Origin of the sequence: Zunongwangia mangrovi, from assembly GCF_900112105.1 — a bacterium.
Classification (GTDB): domain Bacteria; phylum Bacteroidota; class Bacteroidia; order Flavobacteriales; family Flavobacteriaceae; genus Zunongwangia; species Zunongwangia mangrovi.
Genome location: NZ_FOKV01000009.1, coordinates 77,866 through 102,191, shown reverse-complemented (window position 1 = coordinate 102,191; position 24,326 = coordinate 77,866). Strand labels below are relative to the sequence as shown.

21 protein-coding genes are annotated in these 24,326 nt (G+C 36.0%); 16 read left to right on the top strand and 5 right to left on the bottom strand.

Annotated elements, in window-relative coordinates; translation table 11 throughout:
• Positions 1 to 10: 10 nt before the first annotated feature.
• Both BM201_RS16045 and BM201_RS16040 read left to right on the top strand, forming a co-directional pair.
• Positions 11 to 385 carry a hypothetical protein gene (locus BM201_RS16045; protein WP_092544454.1) on the top strand — a complete coding sequence of 125 codons (375 nt, stop codon included), beginning with the start codon at positions 11 to 13 and terminating at the stop codon, positions 383 to 385.
• 121 nt (positions 386 to 506) lie between these two features.
• Complete coding sequence (locus BM201_RS16040) at positions 507 to 3,035, top strand: TonB-dependent receptor (RefSeq protein ID WP_092544452.1); 2,529 nt, start codon at positions 507 to 509, stop codon at positions 3,033 to 3,035.
• Between the two features lie 116 nt (positions 3,036 to 3,151).
• On the opposite strand, the gene BM201_RS16035 is transcribed toward BM201_RS16040, so the two are convergent.
• The gene (locus tag BM201_RS16035) at positions 3,152 to 3,331 is read right to left on the bottom strand and encodes a hypothetical protein (RefSeq protein WP_092544450.1); all 180 of its coding nucleotides are present in this window, start codon (positions 3,329 to 3,331) and stop codon (positions 3,152 to 3,154) included.
• Between the two features lie 186 nt (positions 3,332 to 3,517).
• Here BM201_RS16035 and fumC point away from each other — a divergent pair, with 186 nt between their 5' ends.
• Positions 3,518 to 4,915, top strand: a complete 1,398-nt coding sequence (gene fumC / locus BM201_RS16030; RefSeq protein ID WP_092544448.1) for a class II fumarate hydratase — start codon at positions 3,518 to 3,520, stop codon at positions 4,913 to 4,915.
• A 193-nt stretch (positions 4,916 to 5,108) separates the two neighbouring features.
• Here fumC and ccsA read toward each other — a convergent pair whose 3' ends face one another.
• Positions 5,109 to 8,309 carry a cytochrome c biogenesis protein CcsA gene (gene ccsA, locus BM201_RS16025; RefSeq protein ID WP_245758677.1) on the bottom strand — a complete coding sequence of 1,067 codons (3,201 nt, stop codon included), beginning with the start codon at positions 8,307 to 8,309 and terminating at the stop codon, positions 5,109 to 5,111.
• A 127-nt stretch (positions 8,310 to 8,436) separates the two neighbouring features.
• On the opposite strand from ccsA, the gene BM201_RS16020 reads away from it, so the two are divergent.
• From BM201_RS16020 to BM201_RS15980, 10 genes are all read left to right on the top strand, one after another.
• Entirely contained in the window at positions 8,437 to 9,198 is a 762-nt protein-coding gene (locus BM201_RS16020; protein WP_092544446.1) for a Rossmann-like and DUF2520 domain-containing protein, read from the top strand.
• Entirely contained in the window at positions 9,182 to 9,691 is a 510-nt protein-coding gene (locus tag BM201_RS16015) for a KdsC family phosphatase (RefSeq protein ID WP_092544444.1), read from the top strand. Before BM201_RS16020 ends, BM201_RS16015 begins: the two co-directional genes overlap by 17 nt.
• Before the next feature lie 25 nt (positions 9,692 to 9,716).
• Positions 9,717 to 10,628 carry a geranylgeranylglycerol-phosphate geranylgeranyltransferase gene (locus BM201_RS16010; protein ID WP_092544442.1) on the top strand — a complete coding sequence of 304 codons (912 nt, stop codon included), beginning with the start codon at positions 9,717 to 9,719 and terminating at the stop codon, positions 10,626 to 10,628.
• 7 nt (positions 10,629 to 10,635) lie between these two features.
• Positions 10,636 to 11,235, top strand: a complete 600-nt coding sequence (locus tag BM201_RS16005) for a Maf-like protein (protein WP_092544440.1) — start codon at positions 10,636 to 10,638, stop codon at positions 11,233 to 11,235.
• Between the two features lie 249 nt (positions 11,236 to 11,484).
• Positions 11,485 to 11,871: a hypothetical protein gene (locus BM201_RS18270; protein ID WP_245758676.1), complete on the top strand. Its 387-nt coding sequence runs from the start codon at positions 11,485 to 11,487 to the stop codon at positions 11,869 to 11,871.
• A gap of 20 nt (positions 11,872 to 11,891) precedes the next feature.
• Positions 11,892 to 12,344, top strand: a complete 453-nt coding sequence (locus BM201_RS18265; RefSeq protein WP_245758675.1) for a hypothetical protein — start codon at positions 11,892 to 11,894, stop codon at positions 12,342 to 12,344.
• Entirely contained in the window at positions 12,341 to 12,880 is a 540-nt protein-coding gene (locus tag BM201_RS15995; protein WP_092544438.1) for a mechanosensitive ion channel domain-containing protein, read from the top strand. The genes BM201_RS18265 and BM201_RS15995 overlap by 4 nt, the downstream gene beginning before the upstream one ends.
• A gap of 95 nt (positions 12,881 to 12,975) precedes the next feature.
• The gene (locus BM201_RS15990) at positions 12,976 to 15,468 is read left to right on the top strand and encodes a PIG-L family deacetylase (RefSeq protein WP_092544436.1); all 2,493 of its coding nucleotides are present in this window, start codon (positions 12,976 to 12,978) and stop codon (positions 15,466 to 15,468) included.
• A 111-nt stretch (positions 15,469 to 15,579) separates the two neighbouring features.
• A complete protein-coding gene (locus BM201_RS15985; RefSeq protein ID WP_092544434.1) occupies positions 15,580 to 17,274 on the top strand; it encodes a sodium:solute symporter family protein in 1,695 nt (564 codons plus the stop codon).
• Position 17,275: 1 nt separating this feature from the next.
• Positions 17,276 to 18,247: a Gfo/Idh/MocA family protein gene (locus tag BM201_RS15980; protein WP_092544432.1), complete on the top strand. Its 972-nt coding sequence runs from the start codon at positions 17,276 to 17,278 to the stop codon at positions 18,245 to 18,247.
• Between the two features lie 130 nt (positions 18,248 to 18,377).
• On the opposite strand, the gene BM201_RS15975 is transcribed toward BM201_RS15980, so the two are convergent.
• Positions 18,378 to 19,217, bottom strand: coding sequence for a DUF2911 domain-containing protein (locus BM201_RS15975; RefSeq protein ID WP_092544430.1), 840 nt, complete (start codon positions 19,215 to 19,217; stop codon positions 18,378 to 18,380).
• A 180-nt stretch (positions 19,218 to 19,397) separates the two neighbouring features.
• Here BM201_RS15975 and BM201_RS15970 point away from each other — a divergent pair, with 180 nt between their 5' ends.
• Genes BM201_RS15970 through BM201_RS15960 form a run of 3 tightly spaced genes read left to right on the top strand, consistent with a single transcriptional unit; the run spans position 19,398 to position 21,917 of the window.
• Positions 19,398 to 19,904, top strand: a complete 507-nt coding sequence (locus BM201_RS15970; RefSeq protein ID WP_092544428.1) for an SRPBCC family protein — start codon at positions 19,398 to 19,400, stop codon at positions 19,902 to 19,904.
• 1 nt (position 19,905) lies between these two features.
• Positions 19,906 to 20,604 (top strand): SDR family NAD(P)-dependent oxidoreductase, encoded by a 699-nt coding sequence (locus tag BM201_RS15965; protein ID WP_092544426.1) that lies wholly within the window; start codon positions 19,906 to 19,908, stop codon positions 20,602 to 20,604.
• Positions 20,604 to 21,917 (top strand): cryptochrome/photolyase family protein, encoded by a 1,314-nt coding sequence (locus BM201_RS15960; RefSeq protein WP_092544424.1) that lies wholly within the window; start codon positions 20,604 to 20,606, stop codon positions 21,915 to 21,917. The genes BM201_RS15965 and BM201_RS15960 overlap by 1 nt, the downstream gene beginning before the upstream one ends.
• A 105-nt stretch (positions 21,918 to 22,022) precedes the next feature.
• Here BM201_RS15960 and kdsB read toward each other — a convergent pair whose 3' ends face one another.
• Positions 22,023 to 22,775: a 3-deoxy-manno-octulosonate cytidylyltransferase gene (gene kdsB, locus BM201_RS15955; protein WP_092544422.1), complete on the bottom strand. Its 753-nt coding sequence runs from the start codon at positions 22,773 to 22,775 to the stop codon at positions 22,023 to 22,025.
• A 64-nt stretch (positions 22,776 to 22,839) separates the two neighbouring features.
• Complete coding sequence (locus tag BM201_RS15950) at positions 22,840 to 24,279, bottom strand: ATP-dependent DNA helicase (protein WP_092544420.1); 1,440 nt, start codon at positions 24,277 to 24,279, stop codon at positions 22,840 to 22,842.
• Positions 24,280 to 24,326 lie beyond the last annotated feature (47 nt).

The window sequence follows — 24,326 nt, the reverse complement described above, 5'->3', positions numbered from 1 at the left end:
AACCTAAAGCATGAAACTTACACTTAACCAAAGAATATCATTAATAAGCCTGGCAGGAATGCTTGTTGCAGGATTTGTAGCTTCACAGATCTATATGAACAAAAAAAGCCGGGAAGAAATAAAGGACATCGCTGAAGAGCTTGCCTTATTATGGAAAGACCGTTTATTTTTAGATGAAAAACAAACTTCTAAAATGGAAGATCTAATTATCGAATATACGATCAAGAAGAACGAGATCATTAATAGTAGTATGAATCCTATTGCACAGGTGAGAAAGCTTAAAGGTATCCAGAAAGCAGAACACCGCAATTTAGGGAAGCTTTTATCTAAAGAACAGTTCGAGAAATATCTTAACATAAATAAAGAAATTCGAAAAAAATCTTAGGCTTTGAGGTTCAACCACTAAAGCACCTATTTAACAGGTTTTACGGGCTTCTTTAACGCAAGTTTAACCAATAGGCTTTAAACCTTTTTGATTATAGGCGGTCATACAAGAAAAAGTTTTAATGACCGCCAAATTTAATTTTAGACAAAGTTTAGCGCTTTTATTTTTCCTAAGCCTAAACATCACTCTTTTTGCGCAGAGTGCAGATTATACCATATCGGGTAAAGTAATTGATAATGATCTTGAAGTTCCGCTAGAATATGCTACGGTAAGTATAACAGACGTCAATGATCCAAGCAAAGTAACCGGAGGAGTTACAGATATCGATGGTAACTTTGCCATCGAAGTTGCAAAAGGGACCTACAATATTGAAGTAGAATTTATCTCCTACGAAAGTAAAATCTTTAAAAATAGAACAGTAAACTCAGATCTAAATCTTGGCACCATTGCCTTAGGAGTAAGTTCAGCGAGTCTTGATGAAGTTGTTGTTCGTGCAGAAACCACCCAGGTTGATGTAAGATTAGATAAAAAAATATACAATATTGGTAAAGATCTTACTACTGCCGGTGGGACAGTTAGTGACGCTTTAAATAACGTACCATCTGTTTCTGTAGATGTAGAAGGAGGAATTAGTTTAAGAGGTAACGAAAATGTTAGAATCTTAATTAATGGGAAACCTTCAGCAATGGCTGGTTTTGGTTCTACAGATGTATTAAGTCAGCTTCCTGCAGATGCGATCGAGCGTGTAGAAGTAATTACGTCTCCTTCTGCACGATACGATGCTGAAGGTACTGCCGGTATCCTTAACATCATTCTTAGAAAAGACAAAACATTAGGTTTTAATGGTTCCCTTACCTTAACTGGTGGTGATCCTGCAAATGCCGGAGCTTCTGCAAACATCAACTATCGTACAGAAAAGTTCAACCTTTTTAATACCACAGGATACCGTTACAGAGAAAGCCCTGGAAATGGATATAACGAAACTGAATATTTTGAAGAAAGAGAAATTCCTCTTTTAGAAGATATAAATTACGACCGTAACATCGAAGATCGAGATATGGATCGTGAAAACAAAGGTTTCAATACTAATTTAGGTTTAGAATATTACATTAACGATCAATCATCGATCACAGGTTCTATTTTCTATAGAAATGGTGATGATGAAGATCTTACTACAAACATCAACGATTATTTTCTGAATGGTGAAGAGCGATTAGGGACTACAAGAACCGAGTTAGAGACCGAAGAAGATGAGAGTTACCAGTTTGCTGTAAATTATATCAATAAATTTAACGACGAAGGTCACCAGCTAACTGCAGATTTCCAATATGACATCGATAATGAAGAGCAGGCAGCTTTTATCAACGAGCTTGTAGATAATAATAATACTGGTCGAGATGAAATTAATGTTCCTCGAGAAGAAACCAATACTTTAGAAGAACAAAGAGAATATTTACTTCAGGCAGATTATGTTTTGCCACTTGGTGAGAATTCTCAATTTGAAGCTGGATATCGCGGTAACTTTGAAAACACGGTAACAGATTACGAATTGCGCCAGGAGAACGATAATGGAGTTCTTGCTATCAATGAAAATCAAACAAATATTTTTGATTATACTGAAAATGTTCAAGCATTATACACTCAGTATGGTTCAAAATTCGGTGATTTCAGCTTTCTTTTAGGTTTACGTTTAGAGAACACCAATCTTAAGGGAAACATCGATTCAGAATTAACCGAAGCAGAATTACGTGAAGAATTCGGTTTTCAGATTAATACAGATTTTGATAATAACTATCTAGGTCTCTTTCCTACCGTAAACATTATATACGAATTAGGGGAACAGGAAAATATTACTTTAGGATATAACAGAAGGATCAATCGCCCACGTGGATGGTTTATTAATCCTTTCCCTTCAAGAAATAGTAGAACTAACATCTTCCAGGGAAATCCTAATTTACAACCTGCATTTTCTAATGCATTCGATCTTGGATATCTAAAAAGATGGGAAAAACTAACACTTACTTCTTCTGTATATTTCCAGAGAGAGACTGATGCTTTCCAAAGAGTTCAGGATAACATCACGATTTCAGGACCTAATAATACAGAGGTTGAAGTAATTAGAACATTACCTATTAACCTTGGTACAAATGATAGAATTGGAGCTGAATTTGGTTTGCTTTATAACCCAGCAGACTGGTTACGTTTAAACGGTAGTTTTAATTTCTTCCAGTTTAACATTGATGGGGAATACGAAGGACAAAGCTATAGCCAGGAAAACAATAGCTGGTTTGGTAGATTTAGCTCTAAAGTAAGTTTACCACTTGGTATCGAATGGCAAACAAATGCGTTTTACATGGGACCATCAGACGAGATCCAGGGACAAAGAGATGGAATGCTATCTATCGATCTTGCACTTAGTAAAGATATCTTTAACGACAACGCTACAATATCTGCAAACGTAAGTGACCTTTTAAATTCAAGAAAAAGACAGGGAACTACAACTACAGATATGTTTACCCAGTATAGCGAGTTTCAGTGGAGACAACGCCAAATCAACGTATCTTTGATCTACAGATTCAACCAACAAAAGAATCAGCAAAGAAGAGAGAATAGAGATATGAATGATGATGATATGGAAGGAGATTTTTAATCTCCTTCATTTTTCCTGTGTTTGGTTTTCAGGAAACTATCTCGATCAATCGCAAATCGACTTTATATCGAGAAAAAACAGGACATAAAAAAAGGGACTTTTAAAAGTCCCTTTTTTTATGCTTTTTGTTCTTTGGCAGCTTTTCGTTTAGCTTTCTTCTCTTTAATAAGATCCATGATCGAACCTCCTAACCAATACGGCACGATCACCGCTGTAAGGAAGATCATTAACCAAAATCCCATAGTAAGGATCGTTAAAAACGCCAAAAAACCCAGAAATTGATCGAATTCGAACATCATAATTTTCAGTATTTGGATTACAAAGATAAAATTTATAAAATGGCTATCACAATTAAATTACGAATTTTTGAACAATCCTATTAACAATAAATAATATCATTCATTTTCAACCAATTTTAAAGCTTTTTTATACCGTAAAAGTGCGTGATACCTTAAATTTGTGTAACAATCAATATTTAAATTATGGACTTTAGAATAGAAAAAGATACCATGGGGGAAGTTAAAGTTCCTTCAGATAAATTATGGGGTGCACAAACCGAGCGCTCTCGTAATAATTTTAAAATTGGTCCTGCGGCTAGCATGCCTTTAGAGATCGTTTATGGTTTTGCTTATCTTAAAAAGGCTGCTGCTTATACCAATTGCGAATTAGGTGTTCTAGCTGAAGAGAAAAGAGATCTAATTGGTAAAGTTTGTGACGAAATCTTAGAAGGAAAGCACGACGATCAATTTCCTTTGGTTATCTGGCAAACTGGTAGTGGTACACAATCTAACATGAATGTTAATGAGGTAATCGCAAACCGTGCCCACCAAATCGCAGGTAAAACTATTGGAGAAGGTGATAAAACTCTTCAGCCAAATGACGATGTAAATAAATCACAATCATCTAACGATACCTTCCCTACCGGAATGCATATCGCTGCTTATAAGAAAGTGATCGAGGTTACTCTTCCGGGAGTAAAACAACTTAGAGATACTTTAAAGAAAAAATCTGAAGAATTTAAAGAAGTAGTAAAAATTGGTCGTACCCACTTTATGGATGCTACTCCGCTTACCCTAGGGCAGGAATTTAGTGGATATGCTGCGCAGTTAGACTACGGAATAAAAGCCTTAGAAAATACATTACCTCACCTAGGAGAATTAGCTCTAGGTGGAACGGCTGTTGGAACCGGACTTAACACTCCTGAAGGTTATGCAGTAAAAGTTGCAGAAAAGATCGCTGAATTTACCAGCCTACCTTTTACCTCTGCAGCTAATAAATTTGAAGCTCTTGCGGCTCACGATGCATTAGTAGAAACTCATTCTGCTTTAAAACAAATAGCCGTTTCTTTAAATAAGATTGGTAATGATATTAGAATGATCGCCAGTGGACCTCGATGCGGAATTGGAGAAATTAATATTCCTGCTAACGAACCTGGTTCTTCTATTATGCCTGGAAAGGTTAATCCAACACAGTGTGAAGCCTTAACAATGGTTTGCGCTCAGGTAATTGGCAACGATGTAGCTATTAGCGCCGGCGGAATGCAAGGACAATTTGAACTTAACGTCTTTAAACCTGTAATGGCTGCTAACTTATTACAAAGTGCAGAACTTATTGGTGATGCCTGCGTTTCTTTTGATGTAAATTGTGCTCAGGGAATCGAGCCAAACCATTCAAGAATTCAGGAGCATTTAAATAACTCTTTAATGTTGGTCACTGCTCTAAATACCAAAATTGGATATTACAAAGCTGCTGAAATTGCCGGAACTGCACACAAGAATGGTACAACGCTAAAAGAAGAAGCTGTAAATCTTGGATATCTTACTGAAGATGAATTTGATGAGTGGGTTCAACCAAAAGATATGGTTGGTAGCTTAAAATAAGCTTTTATAAAATTAGCTTCAATTTTATACAAAATCAAAAGGCTGTCTAAATTAGACAGCCTTTTTTATATTCAATTCTGTAGAAATAATGATTAAGTAAACTACCTCGGGGCAAGCCCACGAGGCATTCACTAGAAACAATTTTTCAATTTCGAGGCAAGCCTCGGAGTATAATAGCCTTTGGCGGTGCCAATTAAATTCGTTCTTCTTTTTTCTCTTTGATCTCTTTCTTAGCTTTCTTCTTGTAATGAACGCTATATCTCCAATAAGAAACTGCACCTAATATTGCAACTACAAGCACTGCATAATAAACAAATGTTGGGGTAATTACTTTATCACCACTGGCATAAGAATGCAATCCTGTAAGGTAAAAGTTCACACCAAAATACGTCATCATAATCGAAGCATACGCAACAACAGCCATAAAGTTGAAAGTCCATCGACCTCTTAAACCTGGCACCAAACGCATGTGAATTACAAAAGCATAGACCATAATACTAATTAACGCCCAGGTTTCTTTTGGATCCCAGCCCCAATAACGTCCCCAACTCTCGTTAGCCCACTGGCCACCCAAAAAGTTACCAATAGTAAGCATTACCAATCCTACTGTTAATGCCATTTCTGTCACTATGGTAATTTCTCGAATACTTAGTTCTATACGCTTTTTGTTCTTTTCTGTAGTCATGATCATTAAAAGCAGGGAAACTACTCCTAAAATCATTCCTAGAGTAAACGGCCCGTAACTTCCTACAATAACCGATACGTGGATCATTAACCAATAAGAATCCAAAACGGGTTGAAGGTTGGCAATTGCAGGATCCATCCAGTTCCAATGCGCTACCATTAAGATCATCGAAGCCACGAATGCTGTAGAAGCAATCGTTAATTTACTTTGTCTACCAAAGGCTAATCCAAAAAACATGGTCGCCCAACCAACGTAGATCATAGATTCGTAAGCATCACTCCAGGGTGCGTGACCAGAAATATACCATCTAAAACCTAATCCTGCGGTATGTAAAATAAATAAGATAATAATGGCTACTGTACAGACATTGATTATCATTCTAATGCCCTTACGATCTTTTAAGATTTGTGCTACCACGAACACCAACATTACTAAACCTGCTAGCATATACATCCAAAACAGGTTTCTAAAAATATCGTATCTATTATATAAAATTTCAGCCTCTACTTTTTTATCTGTAGGCATTACCTCTTCTCCAAACTTCTTCTGGTAATCTTTTATGCTTTGTAAATATTTATTGGCTTGCTCGTAATCACCTGTTTGTCTTGCCAATTTTAAAGCATTCATGTAAAGTGGAATGATTTGCTTTGTATAAACCGAATCCATTCCTTTTAGCATCCCAGAATCCTGAGCCTCTTTATGAGAAACCCATTTGTTATTCTCGTCTCCCGGTACAGGAAAAACTCTTAGAATATTCCCATCTAAAGCCTGCCATAAAAGATTTACACGCTTATCTGCTTCTATAAAATCTTTTTGGAACTGGTTTGGTACCGGTGCTCTGTACGCTTCCTGCAAATAGGGTGATAGTTTATAACTCCCCTCATCGTCCATAAAGTCGAGCAGACTCAAATATTTTTTCTCTTCTGGCACTCCTGCAATGTGACGAATACTATCATTGTATTTTTTCACATAAATAAGTGGAATGTCGTACCAGTAAAACGGACTCTCGGTCATCGATAAGAAAACCTGATCTGAATTCAGTCCGTTATAATCGTCTTTTTTACTTAGCTTTCTTAATAATTCCGAAGAAAAAGTATTGGCAGGTTTCATTCGCCCACCGGCATCCTGAATGATTAATCTTCCAAATTTAGCTGCATGTTCTTTGCTTACAGCATTTGCCATGATTACAGAATCCAGTTGCTCCTGTGTAGTTTGTATATGCGAATGATCATCTTGAGTTTCCTGAGCAAAAGCGCCAAAAGTAGTCCCGAAAATCGCTAAAATTAGCCCTAAAGTTTTTTGCTTAGCTTTTACTTTATCCAGCATTACTTTTATATTTCCAAATCGCGAACCTTTAGCGAACATGATCCACATTAAACCAATATATAATAAGAAATAACCAATATAGGTGATCCAGGTTCCCCAAAAATCGTGATTTACAGAAAGTACCGTTCCGCTTTCATCTGGCATAAAACTAGACTGGAAAAAACGATATCCTTCTAAATCCAATACATGGTTCATATAGATCTCGTAAGGTCTTGGTTCTTTTCCTTCTTCGATAATTTCGATCTTACTTTTAAAAGAAGAATAACTATTCTCTGTTCCGGGATATTTTTCAGCAATAAAATCGTTCAGTTTTAAGGAAAATGGGAGTTCCATTTCTTTAGAACCATAATTAAGATAAATATCTAATCCTCCCACATTTACTTTTTTTGGCTCTGTGGCAAGACCTTTTGCGCCCATTAAGGTCACATTTTCTGTTTCGCCATTACTGCTTATTTTTAGACTTACCGCATCTGGCTGATTCTTTTCTTTCTGAGGGGTAGCTACTACATCGTAACTTCCTTTTACTACAGGATCTGGAATTACAAACTGCATATTCCCCATTGTGTAAAGTGACCTTAGCATTAATGGCTGAATAGAATCTGCTACCAGATTCCCCTGCTTTTGGTCTGCCATTCGCATATAATCGGCTTCGAAAGGAGATTCGATCAAATACTCACCATCATTAGTCAGCTGAATATTTATAGCCCCTTCAGTCTTATTATTCAGAGAAAATAAAACATTATGGATACTACTTACTTCTCCTTCTTTTAAATAATGATCGTGACGTGAACCTCCCCCAGCTTCAACTATTTTTAGATAATTATCGCCGTTAGGATTTTCAATCAGTTTTTCTTCAGCTCCGTAGATAAAATTAGTAAGTTCAAACTTTACCGGCTGGCCATTATAATCGGTATTCAACACATATTCGTTGTCGTACTCAGGCCCAAATAAAACCGGTTCCTGAAGGACTCTACGTCTTGGTTCGCCATTTATTTCCCCATCAAGAAAAAAGGTAAAAAAAGTCTTTTCTGAAAGAAATTTATTCGTGGTTTCGCCTTCCTGAATTGGCATTACACCTTCGTAACTAATATATCGTGTTACAAAAGCACCAATTAAAATAAGGATAAAAGAAAGGTGTAATAATAGTGATGACCACTTTTCTTTTTTGTGTAGATTGTATCGTTTAATATTTCCTAAAAAATTGATAAGAAAAAACACCATTATGGCTTCAAACCACCAGGTATTATAAATCATTAAACGAGCTGTTTCTATGCTATACCAGTTTTCGATAAATGTTCCTAACGCCATTGCAATTGCAAAAACGACGAACAACACTGCCATGATACGTGTGGAAAATATGACAGAAGCAATTTTTTTCTGCATGAAGAAATAATCTTTGAAATGGCTGCAAATTTAAGGATTTTGTATTAGTTAATAAGTCTTAAATCCAAGCAATATCTGGTTTCAAATGTTAATTTTGCCTGAGTTATTTTTTTAATAATTTAGCGAAATGATGAAAGTCGTACTTCTTGGCGCCGGAAACCTTGCTTATCACCTGTTTAGGGTTTTTAAAGCCAGTACAGCTGTAGAAATCGTCCAGGTTTTTAATCATCGCCAGGAAAAATTGACCGATTTTGCAGATAAAGTTGCTACCACCACTTTGATTGCTGAAATAAAAGAGGCCGATTTTTATCTAATATCGGTAAAAGACGATGCTATTGCTGAAGTTTCTTCAAAATTAAAACCAAAAAACGGAATCGTTCTGCATACTTCAGGCGCTATAGATATTAATGTTTTAGCTGAACATCACAATTTTGGTGTTTTTTATCCTCTACAGAGCTTTTCCAGAGAAAAAAAAGTCGGTTTTCAACAAATTCCGATTTGCATTGAGGCAAATTCCGAAGAAAACTTAGAGAAGATTAAACAGCTGGCGTTACAAATTTCAGCTTCGGTTTATAAAATTTCATCTGAACAACGTAGAATATCGCATGTAGCCGCGGTTTTTGCAAATAACTTCAGTAATTTTATGTTCGCAACGGCTTCTGAAATTTGCGAGAAGCATCAAATCCCATTTGATATTTTAAAACCTTTAATAGCAGAAACTTTTCAGAAGATCGAGAAAGTTTCTCCTAAAAAAGCACAAACTGGCCCTGCCCGAAGAAACGATAAAGAAACAATGGCAGCGCATTTACAATATTTAGAAGAAGACCAACAAAAATTATATAAAACAATATCTGAAGCAATACTAAAAAGCTATGGAAAAGAGTTATAAAGAATATCTAAACGACATCACTACTTTTGTTTTTGATGTAGACGGCGTGTTAACCAATGGATCTGTACAAGTAACCACAGAAGGCGATTTAATACGAACCATGAGCGTTAAAGATGGATATGCACTTAAACAGGCAGTAAAAGCAGGTTATACCGTATGTATCATTTCTGGAGGAAAAAATGAAGGTGTGCGTACCAGATTAGGAGAATTGGGAGTTACTGATATTTATCTTGGCATCGATGATAAAGTAGAACAACTAGACGAGTTTTTTGATATTTACGATATTAAGGCAGAAAATGTACTTTATATGGGCGATGACATTCCAGATATGTATCCCATGAAATTGATTGCTTTACCAACCTGCCCGCAAGATGCTGTGCCAGAGGTTAAAGAAGTTTCTAAATATATTTCTCACAAAAATGGTGGCGATGGTTGCGCTCGCGATGTGATAGAACAGGTGATGAAAGTACAGGGTAAATGGATAGAACAATAAATCTAAACAACGTTAAAGATATTTTATGCCATATTTAAAACTGATACGATATGGCAATTTGCTGTTTATAGCTTTGTGTCTATTGCTTATTCGGTTTGGTTTTTTTAACCAGTTCGATGCCAGTACAGCGCTAAGTAATACCCAATTTATTTTGCTGATCATTGCAGTCGTTTGCATCGCAGCATCGGGTTATGTTATTAATAATATTCTTGATTACGAGGCAGATCGTATTAACGCTCCCAAGCGACTGGTGATACGAGAAAAGATTAGTGAAAAATCGGCTTATAACCTGTTTTTTGCACTCAATATTATTGGTGTGGGGATTGGTTTTTATATCGCCAACATTATCGAATCGCCGGCATTTTCTGCGATTTTTATTTTCACTTCTGCCCTCCTCTACCTTTATGCCACATATTTAAAACATATTGCAATTGTAGGGAATTTAGTGATTAGTTTCCTGGTTGGTCTGGTGGTTTTACTACCAGTTATCTTTGATCTTTATCCAGAAATCACTTCCCAAAACATCCAAAATCAGCGCTTATTATTTAATATTTTAGTCTATTATTCACTTTATGCAATGTTGCTGAATTTTGTACGAGAGATCATAAAAGACCAGGAAGACATTAATGGCGATTACAAAACGCAAAGCAATACCTTACCACTGCTTATTGGGCAAAAGAGAACCAATATGTTCGTTTTTATCTTTTGCCTTATTTTATTAATTTTTAGTATCATTTTTTTAGGCGAAGACCTTTACAGTAATACAAAAGCCGTAGTTTATGCACTGGTATTTATCATTGCTCCCCTACTTGCTTTAGTCGCCGGAATTTTAAAAGCAAATTCTAAAAAAGATTATTCAAAATTTAGTCTTATTTTAAAATGCATGCTATTTTTTGGATTGCTCTCTTTAGGATTTCCAGAATATTTAATGTCCTGATTTTTTTATGCTGAATGAAATTTTAAAAAATAAACAGATCATTTTGGCTTCGGGTTCTCCGCGAAGACAAGAGTTTTTTAAAGATTTACATATCCCTTTTATTGCTGATGTTAGGCCGGTAAATGAAGTTTACCCAGAACATTTAAAAGGTACAGAAATCACCGATTATCTTGCAAAACTAAAGGCTGAAGCTTTTGATGATCTTAGCAAAGATCAAATCTTAATTACCAGCGACACGATTGTGAGTAACGATGGTGTTGCGATGGGGAAGCCTAAAGATGCAGCAGAAGCAAAAAAAATGATCGCATCGCTTTCTGGAAAAACACATAGCGTTGAAACTTCGGTTTGTTTTACGACTTTAAAAAACAAGGAAAAAGTTCAGGAAATTGTTCATTCTTCAACCAAAGTAACCTTTAAAGATCTTACCGAAGAAGAGATCGATTTTTATGTTTCTAATTACAAACCTTTTGATAAAGCTGGCGCTTACGCCATTCAGGAATGGATTGGTTTTATTGGAATCACGCATATCGAAGGGAGTTATTTTAACGTGGTTGGCCTACCAACGCATTTGGTTTATGAAACTCTAACTAAACTGGCTTCTATTTAAAACTTTTACGCGATTACTGAATTTCAATAATCTGAAGTTTATCTTGAGTAAACTACCTCGGGCCAAGCGCTGAAACATTCATTGGAATCAAATTTTTAATTTCTAGGCAGGCTTCAGTGTTTTATACCTTTTAAAGGTGCTAATAAAACTTGTTTCGCTTTTAAAAAGCTGAAAATGAATATTAAAGTTGTTTATTTTTAAAAGAAAAAAAAGATACTTAAAATATCCAAATTCGCCTTAATACTCTTCTTGATTTTTATTGGATGTGATAAAATCCCGGATCCACCAAAAGACCGAAAATTATCTTCGGAATTTAAAGAATATTGGTTTGATGGTACTGCTGAAATTACCTCTTACGACCTGGAACAGGCGCGTTATGGCGAAATGCGTCAAGGAACCGCCATAAAGATCTTTGTAAAAGAAGATTTTCTTCCTGAAGAGCAGGTAAAAGCCAATGAAACTTCAGAAAGAACTTTCCCGGTTTTAAAACTGAATAGCACCAAAGAATTTATTACCGGTATTTATCCATATTCGATAATGGAGAGCAGTTTTTTTCCGCTACATAAAGAAGAGGTCACGCTACAAAAGTTTCAGCTTCGATCCAGGAATGGTGCGGGCAACAGTTTATTCAGCTAAACAATCGCACTCATTTCGAAATGAATTCTCATTCTTATTTTGAAGGTGAAGCCGATAAACAATTCAACCTTCCAAAAGCGCATTTAGAAAACGAAATTTGGAATTTAATACGCATCGATCCGGCGGAATTACCAACCGGGAAAATAGATATGATCCCCTCTTTTGAATTTCTAAAACTAAATCATCGGGAAGCAAAAGCTTATAAGGTTTCAGCAAAAAAAGCTACCGAAGATTCACTTTCTACATACACATTAAGTTATCCTGATCTAAACCGAACTTTAAAGATATTTTATCAGAAAGATTTTCCATTCGAGATCGAAAAGTGGGAAGAGATCACTCCCTCTGGCAGCGGAGAAAATGCTAAAATGCTTACTACAAAAGCTATAAAAAATAAGCGCCTAAAGATCGATTATTGGAATAAAAATGGTAAGAATGACCTATCTTTGCGCGAAAAATTAGGATTGGAAAAATGAAGATTCTGGAACTAACCTACACCTACCAATTATTCTACACAATTCTTACGCTAATTGTGTTACTGGTTATCAATATCATTCTTAAAAAAACAGCCAAACGTATTGGAGACAAAGGCGAAATTCATATTACAAGGATTCGATTAATGTTTCGATACATTAATATTTTAATCGTAATTATCGCTATATTTTTACTGGCCATTGTTTGGGGAATGGATCTTGGCGATCTGGCCTTAATTTTCTCTTCGGTATTTGCGGTTATTGGCGTTGCGCTATTTGCAATTTGGTCGATCCTTAGCAATATTACTTCAGGAATAATCATGTTCTTTAACTTCCCTTATAAAATTGGTGACAAAATTAGAATTCATGATAAAGATATGCCAATTGAAGCCCTTATTGAGGATATTAAAGCTTTCCATCTTCATTTAAGAACAGACGATGGCGAACTTATCACCTACCCGAATAACCTTATTTTACAAAAAGCAGTTTCTTTAGTACAAAAAGATGTTTTTTTGGACGAAGGCAAAAATGCGCTATAAGTTTTAACTTGCTATTTTATAGAATTCGGTATAAAACACTACCATTAGCACGGTAAAAACTTTATATTTGGATTTGTTTAAAATACGGCATAAAAATGCGCAAAATCCTACCCTTTTTATTATTATTCTTATCAACTAACATAAACGCACAGGCACCCCAAAAGCTAAGTGCATCAGAGATTTACGAAAAGATCGAAAAACTGAATTTCTTAGGTTCGGTTTTATATCTGGCAGCACATCCAGACGATGAAAATACTCGACTAATCTCTTATTTTTCGAACCAAAAACATGCAAGAACGGCTTATCTTTCTTTAACAAGAGGTGATGGTGGCCAAAATCTTATTGGCCCGGAAATTAGAGAGCAATTAGGTTTAATTAGAACTCAGGAGCTTCTTGCTGCGCGTCGTATTGATGGCGGACAACAATTTTTTAGCCGAGCCAATGATTTTGGATATTCTAAAAATCCTGATGAAACCTTAAAAACATGGAATAAAGACGAAGTTTTAAGCGATGTGGTTTGGGTTATAAGAAATTTTAAACCCGATGTAATTATTAATCGTTTTGACCATCGTACGCCGGGAACCACGCATGGTCACCATACGTCTTCGGCTATTTTAAGTGTTGAAGCTTTCGATATTACCAAAGACAAATCTATTTATCCAGATCAACTAAAATATACCAGCACCTGGCAACCAGAGCGAATGTTCTTTAATACTTCCTCGTGGTTTTTTAGCAATCAGCAGGCGTTTAGAGAAGCGACTAAAGATGAAAAATACCTGACTTTTGACACCGGAGTGTATTTTCCTTTAAAAGGACTTTCTAATCCTGAAATTGCCTCGCTAAGTCGTAGTCAGCATCAATCACAAGGATTTGGAAGCACCGGTTCTCGTGGTAGTGAAATGGAATTTTTAGAGCTTGTTAAAGGTTCTCAACCAGCTTCAAGAGAAGATGTTTTTTCGGGAATAAACACCAGCTGGACACGTGTTGAAGGGGGAGCTGAAATTGGTGAAATTTTGGGTGATGTACAGCAGAATTTCGACTTTACCAATCCTTCTTCAAGTTTACCGCAGCTTTTAGAAGCTTATAGTTTAATTCAGGAATTAGAAGACGAGCACTGGAAAAGCATTAAATCTGAAGAAATAAAATCGATCATCGAAGCTTGTGCCGGGCTTTATCTTGAAGCGGTATCAAATTCAGAATTTGTTTCTCCGGGTGATCATATACGTCTCAATCTTGAAGCTATAAATCGTAGTAATGCTGAAGTTGAATTAAAATCTATCGCTCTAAATCCGCAAAATCGTATTGAAGAGATCGCTACTGTTCTTCGCAATAATGAAGACTGGAAAAAATCTTTTGAATATAAAGTTCCTAAAGATGCTTCTTATACTTCGCCTTATTGGTTAAATAAAGAAGGAACCGTGGGAATGTATCGTGTAGACGACCGTAAACTCATTGGGAAACCAGAAACTCCGCATACCAGCAGCGTAACATTTAAGATCAATATTACCGGTACTTCTATTCCGTTTGAAAAAGAGATCGTTTATAAATACAATGATAATGTAACAGGTGAGAATTACGAGAATTTTGAGATTATTCCGCCGGTATCTGTTGGATTTCTTGACGATGTGATTCTTTTCCCTAATCAGGAAAGTAAAAACATCAGGATAAAAGTTACTGCTGAAAAAGATAATACCAAGGGAACACTAAAATTAAATTTACCTTCAGGATGGCAAACATCACCAAGATCTGAAGCAGTAAATCTTCCGCAGAAAGGAAGCAGTATTACCTATACTTTTAAAATTACGCCACCTTCAGCACAAAGTGAAATATGGGTGAATCCAGTTTTTGAAACTTCAGGAGAAACATACCAAGATGAAGTTATCACGATCGATTATCCTCATATCCCGACACAAACTTTAGTAGTGCCTTCTAAACTGAAATTGGCAAAGATCGATATTCAGAAAAAAGGAGAAAATATTGGATATATTGCTGGTGCAGGTGATGTAGTTCCAGAAAGTTTACGCCAAATTGGATATACGGTAAGTGTGCTTAACCCCGCAACGATCACTGCGGAATCTCTAGCAAATTATGATGCTGTGGTTACCGGAGTTAGAGCCTATAATGTTTTAGAAGAACTTCGCTATAAGAATGACGAATTATTGAAATATGTTGAAAATGGCGGAACGTTGGTTTCTCAATACAATAAAGATCGCGGAATTACGGTAAGCCAAATTGGACCTTTTCCGTTCAAATTATCTTATGATCGTGTGACTGAAGAAGATGCTGAAGTTAATTTTGTAGCTCCAGATTCTCCTGTTTTAAATTCGCCAAATAAAATCACCAAAAGCGATTTTGAGGGCTGGGTGCAAGAACGCGGATTGTATTTTCCGCACACCTGGGACGTAAATTACAGCACTGTTCTATCGATGCACGATAAAAATGAAGGATCTACAGAAGGTAGTCTTTTAGTGACTAAATATGGCAAAGGATATTATGTGTATACCGGGTTAAGTTTCTTTAGACAATTTCCTGCTGGAGTTGCAGGATCGTATCGCCTTTTTGCTAACTTGCTTTCTTTAGGAAAATAATGGAAGAAAAGCCAGAGAAATACGAATGGAAAATGCGTTACACCGCAGTGCTTATTGCTAACGCTATCTATATTATTGCCTTTTATTTTATAATGAAATCTTTCGCCTAACATGCAATTAATTGACTGGATAATTTTAATAGTTACCATAAGTTCGATTGTTTGGTATGGTGTTTACAAATCCCGTGGTAGTAAAAACGTACAGGATTTTATAAAAGGTGGTAACGATGCCCAATGGTGGACAATTGGATTATCTGTTATGGCAACACAAGCCAGTGCTATAACATTCTTATCTACACCGGGACAGGCTTTTAATGACGGGATGGGATTTGTTCAGTTTTACTTTGGGCTGCCTATCGCTATTGTTATTATCTGTATCGTTTTTATTCCTATTTATCACCGATTAAAAGTTTACACCGCTTACGAGTATTTAGAATCCAGATTCGACCAGAAAACACGAGTTTTAACCGCTTTATTGTTTTTAATTCAGCGCGGATTGGCGGCAGGACTTACAATTTTCGCACCGGCGATTATCCTTTCTGCAGTTTTAGGTTGGGATCTTACTACACTTACATTATTGATAGGCGTACTGGTAATTATCTATACGGTTTCTGGAGGAACAAAAGCTGTTAGTGTAACGCACAAACAACAAATGGCGGTGATCTTAACAGGAATGATCGCTACTTTTTTTATCATACTATATTATCTCCCTGAAAATATAACTTTTACTAAAGCCTTAGAAATTGCCGGAAGCGAAGGCAAAATGAATGTATTGGATTTTTCCTTCGATTTTAATAATCGCTATACTTTTTGGAGCGGAATTATTGGTGGAACATTTTTATCCCTTTCTTACTTTGGTACAGATCAAAGCCAGGTACAGCGCTATCTTTCTGGACGAAGCGTAAGGGAGAGTCAGCTTGGAATGATCTTTAACGGATTCCTGAAAGTGCCATTACAATTCTTCATTTTACTTGTTGGGGTAATGGTCTTTGTTTTCTATCAATTTAATGATACTCCGCTAAACTTCAATCCAGCAGCAACTGAGGCGGTTTTAAATTCAGATTATGCCCAGCAGTACGAAGATCTAATGATAACACACCGTGAACTTCAGGAGCAAAAGCAAAAACTGACTTTAAATTATGCTGATAAACTCGATAATATTTCTGAAACCGAAAATCAGCAATTTAAAGATCAATTGTCAGCATTAACAAATAAGGAGTTTGAAAATCGAGAAAAAGCAAAAATGTTTATCGACGCGGCAAAAACCAATGCCGAGAGCAATGATAAAGATTATGTGTTTATCCATTTTATACTGAATAATCTGCCGCGAGGTGCTATTGGTCTTTTACTGGCGGTAATTTTATGTGCTGCAATGTCCTCAACCGCATCAGAACTTAATGCGTTGGCTTCGACCACCACAATGGACATTTATCGCAGAAATATTAAAGAAGATAAAGATGAAAATCATTATTTAAAAGCATCAAAATGGTTTACGCTAATGTGGGGCGCTTTGGCGATAATTTTTGCCAGCGTGGCCGATCTTTTTGATAATTTAATTCAGCTTGTCAATATTATTGGTTCTATTTTTTACGGCAACGTTCTGGGTATATTTTTACTTGCCTTTTTTATCAAATTCGTTAAAAGTAATGCTGTTTTTATTTCAGCAATAATTACCCAAATAATTGTAATCGCAGTTTATTTTTTCGATATTCTACCTTACCTATGGTTAAACGTTCTGGGCTGTCTTTTAGTAATTAGTATTGCATTGCTACTGCAAATGACCAGAATTCAACCTAAAAACGCATAAAATGAGTAAAAAAATAAACTGGGGCATCTTAGGACCGGGAAAGATCGCCAAAAAATTTGCTTTAGGATTAGAGCATGTTGAGAATGCTAATTTGTATGCAGCAGCCAGCCGTTCTTTAGAAAAAGCCAGGGTTTTTTCGGAAGAAATGGGCGCCGATAAAGCCTACGGAAGTTATACCGAAATGCTTAATGATCCTAAAGTAGATGCAATTTATATTGCGACTCCTCATGTCTTTCATCACGAGCATACGCTGCTTTGCCTGAAGCATAAGAAGGCTGTTTTGTGTGAAAAACCTTTTGCCATGAATAAAGATCAGGTAAAAGAAATGATCGATTTTGCACAAAAACAGGATATATTTTTAATGGAAGCTATGTGGACTCATTTTCTTCCTCATTTTAAATATACTACTGAAATTATCAAATCTGGGAAATACGGTAAAGTTCTTTCGATGGAAGCCGATTTTGGATTCGATGCACCTTTTAATGCTGAAAGTAGGATCTACAACAAATCTTTAGGAGGCGGTAGTCTACTGGACATAGGAATTTATCCCATTTTCGCTGCGCTAAGCTTTTTAGGGAAGCCAGAAAAAATCGAAGCTACGGCTAAAATGACCAAAACCGATGTTGATGCTCGATGCCACGCTACATTTATATACCCTGAAAATGTAAAAGCCGAGCTTTATAGTTCTGTAGATAAGACTACTGAAGTCTCAGCTACCATAAAATTAGAAAAGGCTGAAATTTATATAAAGCCAAGATTTCACCAGCCAAGCTCGGTCGTGATCACTACTGAAAATGAAAGTTTCACAAAGGAATTTGGTGTTGCATCAAATGGATATAATTTTGAAGCCGAACATGTAGGTCAAATGTTATTGGAAGGCAGAAAAGAAAGTACAGAAATGACTTTTGCTAAAAGTTTAGAACTCATCGAAATGCTGGATAGCGTTCGGAAAAAAATTGGTTTAGAATATTGATAATATCGACACTATAGTAAACTACCTCGGGGCAAGCCTCGTAGTATTATACCATTTGGCGGTGCCAATAAATCAAAAAAGCTGTTCTCCCGAACAGCTTTTTTTTGATATTGTATGTTTTAGAGTTTAATTATTTAGCTCCCCATTCTGCTAATGAATCTTTGTTCATTTTTACGTAATCTTTATTGCCGGCTTTTTCAGCAGCAGCTAAAGATTTTTTTGCAGCTGCAATCGCTTCATCTTTTTTACCAAGATCTGCCGCGATCAATGATTTCTTTCTTAGCATCCAGTAAGCATTTGGATTAGCTTCAATAGCTTTATTGATCCAATCCCAAGCTTTGTTCAAATCTTTATCGGCATCATGATAATAAGCCGCCGCAGCGTAAAAATCGCCTGCTCCAGGACCGCTCATTACTCTATCGATACTAGCCATAGTTTTAGCATCTGTAGGTACTGAAAATTGAAGGTAAGCTACCGTATTTTCCCATAAGAAATTTAAGTTTGCGCCGTCGTTTGCAAGCTCATCGATAAGAATAGTAAAGCTTTGCATTTCCATTGGCATTTCAACAACCTCAGCTTTTGCTTTTAAAGCAACCATATTATCATCCCAGTTTTGAGGATTCCCCCAGTTGTTGGTCGATTTATAGAACATTACATCCCAGCTATCTTTATTTGGAATCGTATAAATAGCGTATTTTCCAGCTTTTAAAGTTTGTCCCTGGATTTCTACATCATCAGAAAAACCGATAACCGTGTTTTCGTTAGCTCCTGTTCTCCAAATTTCACCGAATGGTACTAAGTCCCCAAAGATTGTTCTACCTCGCATAGCAGGACGAGAATAATCTAATGTTACAGTTGTTAAACCTACCACCTGCTCTACTTTTGCAGACGGACTTGGTTGCGGTGCCTGTATTTGTGCAGATACAGATATACCTAAAATTAAAATAAATAATTGTAGTAGTTTTTTCATTATTGCGTAAGATTAAGTTTTGTTAAAGATAGCAACATTAGCATTGAAAATTAATTTAGATTCCATTTTATGACCGAAAAATAGTAATGAACTATTATCATTTACAATTTGTTTAACTAATATAATTTTTAATTAAACATTTTGAATCGTAATTTTATTCAAATCTTAAAACGATACTAAATGTACCAAATTCATACGTTCCAAAAACTTCCTATTTCTAAAAAACAGGCTTGGGATTTTCTGTCTGATCCTAAAAATCTTAAAACTATTACTCCAGATTATATGGGATTTGATATCACTTCGGGTGGCGATCGCCCAATGTTCGAAGGTCAGATCATTCAATATATCGTGACACCAATTGCCGGTATTAAAACGAAATGGGTAACCGAAATAACTCATGTAAAAGAAGGCGAATATTTTGTGGACGAACAGCGATTTGGACCTTATACTTTATGGCATCACAAACATTTTATTAAAGAAATCGAAGGCGGTGTAGAGATGGAAGACATTGTAGATTACAAACTACCTATGGGGAAATTGGGAAATTTGGCGCATCCTTTTATGGTGAAACCTAAACTTGAAGAAATATTTGCGTATCGTAAAAAGAAATTGGTCGAGCTCTTTGGAGAATATAAAGCACCACAACAAAATAAAGATGCTACACTTAAACAAGATATATTAAACTAATATGGAAAAGAATATTCTACTTATTGGAGGTTCTACCGGAATTGGATTCGAAATTGCTAAAAAACTTTACCAAGAGCATAATATTTATGTGGCTTCAAGGAATAAAGCTGATCTTGGAGAACTAGATATTACACATTTTGAATTCGATGTATTGAAAGATGATATTTCTTCTCTTGATCTTCCTGAAAAATTAGACGGACTCGTTTACTGCCCGGGAAGTATAAATCTTAAACCTTTTAAAATGCTTAAACCGAAAGATTTTGAAGAGGAAATGCAACTCAATTTCTTTGGTTTAATTAACGTTGTAAATGCTTTAATGCCGAAATTAAAATCGGCAGATCAGGCTAGCCTGGTATTTTTTAGTAGTGTGGCGGTAAAAGTAGGTATGCCATTTCATACTAGTGTGGCGGCAGCAAAAGGTGCTATAGAAGGTTTCGCTAAATCATTGGCAGCCGAGTATGCCCCTAGTTTAAGAGTTAACGTAGTTTCCCCTTCTTTAACAGATACTCCACTTGCTGAAAAGCTTCTGAATAACGAAAAGAAAAAGGAAAAGATGGATCAGCGTCACCCACTAAAACGTGTAGGAACTACAGCCGATATTGCAAATATTTCCGCATTTTTATTAAGTGAAGAAAGTAGTTGGATCACAGGACAAATTCTTGGTGTAGACGGCGGACTTTCAACACTAAACATTTCGTAATGAGTAAAGACAAAATAAATATATTTTGGTTTCGTAGAGATTTAAGATTAGACGACAATGTAGGTTTTTTGGCTGCCTTGAAAGAAAATCATCCGGTTTTACCAATTTTTATATTTGATCCTGAAATTTTAGATAGCTTACCTGAAGATGATGCAAGAGTGACCTTTATTTTTGAAACGCTACAGGATATGAGAAGTGAGCTTCAGGATAATCATAGTTCATCTCTGGCTATGTATCATGGTAAACCTGAAGAAGTCTTCAAAGAGTTATTTAAAGATTATTATGTTGGTAAAGTATTTACCAATCGCGATTACGAGCCTTACGCTAAAGACCGTGATGAAAAAATTCAGAAATTATTGAAAGAAAATGATGCTGAATTTGAGACTTTTAAAGATCAGGTTATTTTTGAAAAAGACGAGGTTGTAAAAGGTGATGGCGATCCTTATGTAGTGTATACACCCTACATGAAAACCTGGATGCAACATTTTAAAGATATCGATCTCAAAATACACTATACTAGTCAGTATTTAGATAATCTTATCAAAAACACCCGGCTACCAAACTTAAGTTTAAGCGATATTGGATTTAAAAAATCTTCATTGAAAGTGCCCAATTTCGATACTACGCCAACGCTTATTCAGGAATATGAAGGTACCAGAAATATCCCTGCAAAAGATGGCACAAGCCGATTAGGTCCGCATCTTAGATTTGGTACTGTGAGCGTTAGAAAAATGGTTAAGAAAGCTAATAATGAAAGTAACAAGACCTTCTTACAAGAACTAGTTTGGCGAGAGTTTTTTATGCAGGTTCTTTATCACAATCCTTCTACCGTTACCGATGCATTTAAAAGCAAATACGACAATATAAAATGGAGAAATAATAAAGATGAGTTTGAAAAATGGAAAGCAGGGAAAACAGGTTTTCCACTTGTAGATGCTGGTATGCGCCAATTAAATAAATCTGGTTTTATGCACAATAGGGTTAGAATGTTGGTAGGAAGCTTTTTGTGCAAGCATTTGCTAATCGATTGGCGTTGGGGAGAAGCTTATTTTGCTGAAAAACTTCTGGATTACGAAATGTCCTCCAACGTAGGAAACTGGCAATGGGTTGCCGGAAGCGGTGTAGATGCGGTTCCTTATTTTAGAATTTTTAATCCTACGACACAAATCGATAAATTTGATAAAGAAAAAAAATATATAAAAGAATGGGTTGAAGAATTTGGCACCGACGATTATCCTGAAAAAATGGTAGATCATAAAGAAGCCAGAGAACGTGCCCTTTCTACTTACAAAGCAGCAGTGAGCAACAATTAATTGTTAGTTAGTAATATGTTCTGTATTGCCAAAGAAAAACGGCTAGTATTCTAAAATACTGGCCGTTTTTATAGAATTTTAGCTTCTATTTTTTTCAGCTTAAATCTAATTTTCTAAAGATTGATGATATTTTTTTGCTCGCTCTAAATCTTCAGGAGTGTCTATCCCAATGGTTTGCATTTCAGTCTCTACCATTTTTATATTCTTACCATATTCTAAATAACGAATACACTCAATTTTTTCAGCATTCTCTAATTGCAGCATCGGCAAATTATAGAAATCCAAAAGTGCTTGTTTTCTAAACGCATAAATACCAATGTGTTTGTAATAAATCACCTTGATATCTGTATTTCTGGGATAAGGAACAGGAAATCTGGAAAAATACAACGCATAATCATTATGATCTGTAATTACCTTTACATTGTTAGGATTGGTAATTTCGTCGCTATCCTGTATTGCTACTTTTAATGAAGCAAGATCGATACTTGCCGCATCATCATCCTGAAAAACATTCAGTAATCGCTCTAAGCTTAATTTATCGATAAATGGCTCATCACCTTGCACATTCACAACAATATCTACATCCATATCATGAACGGCCTCTGCAAGACGGTCGCTTCCGCAGTCATGTTCTTTTTTACTTCTTATAACTTTACCGCCAAATTTAGAAGCAGCAAGAAATATTTGATCACTATCGGTCACGATATACACCTGGTCAAAAAGTCCGGTATTTTTAGCAGCTTCGTAAGTTCTTTGAATTACTGGTTTTCCGTTTAGATCCTGCATTAATTTCCCCGGAAATCGAGAAGCTTCATATCTTGCCGGAATCATCGCGACGATCTTAAGTTTTTCTTTCATCAAAAATATTGATTAGTTTTTTCTAAAATAAGCTTTTAAAGACAGTCAGTCTGTTTAAATTTAGTTAATCCTCTGCAACAAAGAAATCATCCTTAAAACCAATTAAATATAATTTATCGGTTGCACGCGTTACCGCTGTGTATAACCAGCGAAGGTATTCTTTCCCCACGCCATTAGGCAAATAAGGTTGTTCTATAAAAACGGTGTTCCATTGACCACCCTGACTTTTATGGCAGGTAATAGCATACGAGAATTTAACCTGTAACGCATTAAAATATTTGTTGTTCTTTACTTTTAAAAACTTCTTGTATTTGGCCGTTTCGTCTTCATAATCCTTCATTACCTCCTGGTAGAGTTGATTGGACTCTTCAAAAGTAAGTGATGGAGTGTTACTGGTTAGCGTATCTAACATCACCACCGTTTCGAATGGACGCATTTTTGGATAATCGACCATCTGGACAGAAACTTCAGCAAAACGAAAACCATAAAGTTCTTTTATCGCAAAAATTTCCAAAACCTTTACAATATCTCCATTCGCAATAAAACCAGCTTCTGAAGTTGGTTTTACCCAGAAATAATTATTCTTAACCACCATTAAATAATCCCCGGCAGAAATTTCTTCCTCCTGAAACAGAATTCGGGATCTAATTTGCTGATTATATTGATTGGCTCGTTTATTCGATCTTACGATAATACTGGTTTCTTCGTTCCCTAAAGTATGATAAGCATCCTGGATCGCTTCCATAATCTCGTAACCGTCTACCAGCCTTATAACATCTGCTTTTGGACCAAGCTCAAACTTGAAGCTTTCGTAAAATTCTTCACGAATAGCCTCCCTGATTAAAGTTGCGTTATGCAAAATATCACTCTCTTCACTTTGCCTTACCACTTCATCTAACTGAATATGACCAACTTCCTTAAAAAATCCGGTGCGTAATTTATCCTGATCTAAGGCCGGACTCATATCCATTTTTACCGGTGGAAGCTGCGCCGTATCTCCAATGAAAATCAACTGACATTTATGGCCACTATAAACATATTCCATTAGATCATCCAGCAAAGATCCATTATCAAAATTTTTGGAATCACCTGGATGATCGGCGATCATAGAAGCTTCGTCTACAATAAAAATGGTATTCTTATGCTTATTAGGTTGTAAAACAAAATGAATTCCGCTTGCCCCAGATTTCTTCGGAAAATAGATTTTCTTATGGATCGTAAAAGCTTCTCTTTTCGAATAATTAGCAATTACCTTTGCAGCACGCCCGGTTGGCGCCATTAAAACGCCAGATTTCCGAATTTTCCATAGGTTTTTAACAAAAGCACTAATAATTGTGGTTTTTCCAGTTCCTGCAAAGCCCTTTAACAAAAAAAGATCGTCATTAGTTCCCTCTACCGCAAACTGGGCTAACTGCTGTAAGGCAATATTCTGTTTTGCACGGGGTTGGAAACCTAAATCATTAATCAATATTTTATAGAATGCTGAAACATTCGGTTTTTCCATAGCTGAATCCTTAAAAAACCAAAGATAATCATGGATTTTTAGGCAAG

Bases quoted from the DNA above. Each gene is read 5' to 3' on its own strand.
- BM201_RS16045 (WP_092544454.1), top strand. From the start codon at position 11: ATGAAACTTACACTTAACCAAAGAATATCATTAATAAGCCTGGCAGGA.
- BM201_RS16040 (WP_092544452.1), top strand. From the start codon at position 507: ATGACCGCCAAATTTAATTTTAGACAAAGTTTAGCGCTTTTATTTTTC.
- BM201_RS16035 (WP_092544450.1), bottom strand. From the start codon at position 3,331: ATGTTCGAATTCGATCAATTTCTGGGTTTTTTGGCGTTTTTAACGATC.
- fumC (WP_092544448.1), top strand. From the start codon at position 3,518: ATGGACTTTAGAATAGAAAAAGATACCATGGGGGAAGTTAAAGTTCCT.
- ccsA (WP_245758677.1), bottom strand. From the start codon at position 8,309: ATGCAGAAAAAAATTGCTTCTGTCATATTTTCCACACGTATCATGGCA.
- BM201_RS16020 (WP_092544446.1), top strand. From the start codon at position 8,437: ATGATGAAAGTCGTACTTCTTGGCGCCGGAAACCTTGCTTATCACCTG.
- BM201_RS16015 (WP_092544444.1), top strand. From the start codon at position 9,182: ATGGAAAAGAGTTATAAAGAATATCTAAACGACATCACTACTTTTGTT.
- BM201_RS16010 (WP_092544442.1), top strand. From the start codon at position 9,717: ATGCCATATTTAAAACTGATACGATATGGCAATTTGCTGTTTATAGCT.
- BM201_RS16005 (WP_092544440.1), top strand. From the start codon at position 10,636: ATGCTGAATGAAATTTTAAAAAATAAACAGATCATTTTGGCTTCGGGT.
- BM201_RS18265 (WP_245758675.1), top strand. From the start codon at position 11,892: ATGAATTCTCATTCTTATTTTGAAGGTGAAGCCGATAAACAATTCAAC.
- BM201_RS15995 (WP_092544438.1), top strand. From the start codon at position 12,341: ATGAAGATTCTGGAACTAACCTACACCTACCAATTATTCTACACAATT.
- BM201_RS15990 (WP_092544436.1), top strand. From the start codon at position 12,976: ATGCGCAAAATCCTACCCTTTTTATTATTATTCTTATCAACTAACATA.
- BM201_RS15985 (WP_092544434.1), top strand. From the start codon at position 15,580: ATGCAATTAATTGACTGGATAATTTTAATAGTTACCATAAGTTCGATT.
- BM201_RS15980 (WP_092544432.1), top strand. From the start codon at position 17,276: ATGAGTAAAAAAATAAACTGGGGCATCTTAGGACCGGGAAAGATCGCC.
- BM201_RS15975 (WP_092544430.1), bottom strand. From the start codon at position 19,217: ATGAAAAAACTACTACAATTATTTATTTTAATTTTAGGTATATCTGTA.
- BM201_RS15970 (WP_092544428.1), top strand. From the start codon at position 19,398: ATGTACCAAATTCATACGTTCCAAAAACTTCCTATTTCTAAAAAACAG.
- BM201_RS15965 (WP_092544426.1), top strand. From the start codon at position 19,906: ATGGAAAAGAATATTCTACTTATTGGAGGTTCTACCGGAATTGGATTC.
- BM201_RS15960 (WP_092544424.1), top strand. From the start codon at position 20,604: ATGAGTAAAGACAAAATAAATATATTTTGGTTTCGTAGAGATTTAAGA.
- kdsB (WP_092544422.1), bottom strand. From the start codon at position 22,775: ATGAAAGAAAAACTTAAGATCGTCGCGATGATTCCGGCAAGATATGAA.
- BM201_RS15950 (WP_092544420.1), bottom strand. From the start codon at position 24,279: ATGGAAAAACCGAATGTTTCAGCATTCTATAAAATATTGATTAATGAT.